Origin of the sequence: Aneurinibacillus danicus, assembly GCF_007991215.1 — a bacterium.
Lineage (GTDB): Bacteria > Bacillota > Bacilli > Aneurinibacillales > Aneurinibacillaceae > Aneurinibacillus > Aneurinibacillus danicus.
The window spans coordinates 1-3,276 of record NZ_BJXX01000240.1 but is presented as its reverse complement, the minus strand read 5'-3'; the positions used below and the strand labels follow the sequence as shown (position 1 = coordinate 3,276).

Here is a 3,276-nt window from a genome sequence, read left to right as displayed (position 1 = left end):
TTGTTTTTTTAGCTTTGCTCCACGCAGCAAACTTTCTATTTCATGAGCGGGCAGCGGCGGACTGTAAAGATAGCCCTGAACCTCTTCACATCCTTGTTCCTTCAAATAACAAAGCTGCTCTTCTGTCTCTACCCCTTCCGCTATCACCTTGATCCCGAGATTATGAGCCATGGAAATAATGGTCGATACGATATCGGCATCGCTGGAATCTATCATAATATCGCGTACGAAAGATTGGTCAATTTTTAAGTGATCAATCGAAAATTTCTTTAAATAATATAGTGAACTATATCCTGTGCCAAAGTCATCCATACTTATTTGCACACCAAGGTTTTTCAAATCCCTTAGCGTATGCACGGCATGCTCCACATTCATCGTCATTGATTCCGTAATTTCAAGCCCTAAATAACCGGGGTTTAGCCCCGTTTCCTGCAGAACATCCGTAACGACCCGCGTTATATCCTGTTTTGAAAATTGGCGTGTCGAGAGGTTAACGGATACTCTCACCGGGGGAAGTCCCATATCCTGCCATTTTTTGTTTTGTCGGCACGCCTCTTTCATCACCCATTCACCTATCTGGGTTATCATTCCCGTCTCTTCCGCTAAAGGAATAAATTTTGCAGGTGATACCGCACCGAGCTGCGGGTGCTTCCATCGTATCAGCGCTTCAACCCCTACGATTCTCTCTGTGCGCAAATCGATTTGCGGTTGGTAGTAAACAATAAATTCATTGTTTCCGATCGCTTTGCGCAGGGAGCTTTCCAGAATAAGCTGCTCCATTCCATTATCCTGCGAGGGTTTATATACCACATAACTGTTCTTACCGCGCTCTTTTGCCTGGTACATAGCAATATCAGCATGCTTCATCAGTATCTCGGCATTTTTGCCGTCATGCGGGTAAAATACAATGCCAATGCTTGCAGTAAGATAAAATTCATTCCCATTAATAAAGAGAGGCTTTCTTAGTTCCTCAATAATCTTCCCGGCTATTCTTTCCGCCTCTTCCATACACACGGTTTCCTGGAGAAGAATCGTAAACTCATCTCCCCCCATCCTGGCGACAATATCCTGTTCAGACAGACAGGTTTTTAATCGCTTAGCCACGATACCGAGGACCAAATCTCCTGTATTATGCCCGAGTGTATCATTGATGAGTTTAAATCTATCCAAATCTAAAAACATAATCGAAAAAGTTTCCTTGCTCTCTTGCGCAAGCTTTAATCTTTCATTTAGCTTTTTCACGAAGAATCTGCGGTTTGGCAATTCTGTCAAATCATCATGGTGAGCCATATAATCCATTCGCTCTTTGGCTTTGTACCGCTCCGTAATATCGCGGAACTGGCAGAAAGCACCTACGAGTTTGGATTTTTTGTCATAGATAGGATGAACATCCAGCAAACAGACAACATCGTTTTGTGTCTCTCTATTTTTAAATACCAATTCGATGTCCTCAAATCTCTCTCCCGTTTGGAGAAGGCACTTGATATAATGGCCGAATGGCTGCAGATTCTGAACAGAATTTCCAAGTATCTGTTCCCTTTTCCACCCCGTAATTTTCTGAGCAAATTTGTTATACTCCGTAATAAAACCCTCTTTATCGGTAACAATAATTCCGTTCGTTGTAGCTTCGACCATAATTTGGTTTAATAGATGTAGTCTTCTGTTCTTTTTCCGCAGAAGAAGCTCTCTTTCAATGGCATCTGTAACCGTGCATAACATAGACAGCAGAAAAGGAGTATGCTCTGTAACAGCAGTCATCACCGTAAGGGTGCCAAGCATTTCTTCACTATCCGGGCACTGAAAAGGAACCGTGTAACAGGCCGACTCGTGCAGGAAATTATGGTAGTGCTCATCTCCGATAATTTGAATCGGTTGACGATGCTGCAACGCAAGAGTCACTCCGTTCGTTCCCGCATCCTCCTCCTTAAACTGAAGACCTACATTAATCCCCAACTTCATCATAGTGCTTTTAATCATCTCATCGCCGGTGACCTCCAAAATGCAACCGGTGTTATCTGTAATCACAATAAGCAGGGGAATTTCCTTTGTCTGCTCAAACATTCTATTTACAAAGACATCTACTACCGAAAGTATCTCTTCATGCTTTGAACGTCTTTTCGCCAATTCTTCTTCACTAATCCTGGCGGAAAAAGAAGGAGGAACCGCCGGATCCATACCTAATCTCTTACACCTCAGCTTGGATTCAGCAGCATACCAAGGTTCTTTTTTCATAATACCCCTCTATAGTAATTTGATATTTTTCCCATTAGATACAAAAAGGTACTTTGAAATCAATTCATAAGAAGTATATCATAATATTTTTTCTGCGAAATATAATCCTGATTTCGCATTTAATCACATTAAAAAAAGAGTAATTAGAACTAATAATACGATTTATCTCTGTCTTTTTCCCCGTACCAGTGCTTTAATTGATACTTATAGAAAAAGCACCCCTCTAAAACAAGATGGGATGCTCTATATCTGATAATTTACAGAATTAATTACTCGTATTATCTTTACTCTCAGTATAGTGAAGTCCTAAATTATATGCATGAATCAGCAACTTCTCAAAATGATCTTCTCCCCCTTCTTCCCCTAGAGAATCATAAAGTAATGCTACCTTAGAATCTGCGATACCTGTAAACTGGGCTAATCCAACATTTAAATACTGCTCAAGCATCTTATCAAAATTTCGTTTTTGAAACTGTTGTTCCGTTTCTCCTGCTAAACCAATCCATAAAACTTTTTGATGAGGGAGCTTACTGTTACCATACGCGAATCCATAGTTCCAGACCCGGTCTATATAACCTTTCATGATAGCGGGCATGCTATACCACCAGACTGGAAAAATAAATGCCAACGCATCATTTCGCTTCATTCGTTCCATTTCTTTATGAACTAATGAAGAATATTCTTTATTAGGGTCATCCCAATCAGGCTCGTCTTGTTCAAACAGCACAGGGTTAAACCCTTCCCTGTATAAATCTAACAATTCCACTTCATGATTTGCGTCTTTAAGCCCTTCTACAAAACGGTTTGCCACAGCAAATGTTAATGAGCTTTTTCTTGGATGAGCAATAATGGTAAGTACCTTCATAACTCTCCTCCTTTTTTAGTTTTTGCGTCCTTTTAGTCGCCTTCGTACGCATAGGGGAATGATTTTATTCCTTCAATAAAACCGTCACTCGCCGGTTATTGCGGGAAAGTGCGGAAGAACTTCTTCACCTAATTCTTCTATCACTTCTTCAGCAGGACGCTGGCCATATTTTAAGTTGA

General features: G+C 40.8%; 2 protein-coding genes. Both read right to left on the bottom strand.

The features are described from left to right. The coding region (locus ADA01nite_RS21390; RefSeq protein ID WP_146812453.1) for an EAL domain-containing protein at positions 1 to 2,232 on the bottom strand (2,232 nt) is incomplete at its 3' end. Between the two features lie 265 nt (positions 2,233 to 2,497). Then, positions 2,498 to 3,097, bottom strand: coding sequence for an NAD(P)H oxidoreductase (locus tag ADA01nite_RS21385; protein WP_146812452.1), 600 nt, complete (start codon positions 3,095 to 3,097; stop codon positions 2,498 to 2,500). Positions 3,098 to 3,276 lie beyond the last annotated feature (179 nt).

Bases quoted from the DNA above. Each gene is read 5' to 3' on its own strand.
- ADA01nite_RS21385 (WP_146812452.1), bottom strand. From the start codon at position 3,097: ATGAAGGTACTTACCATTATTGCTCATCCAAGAAAAAGCTCATTAACA.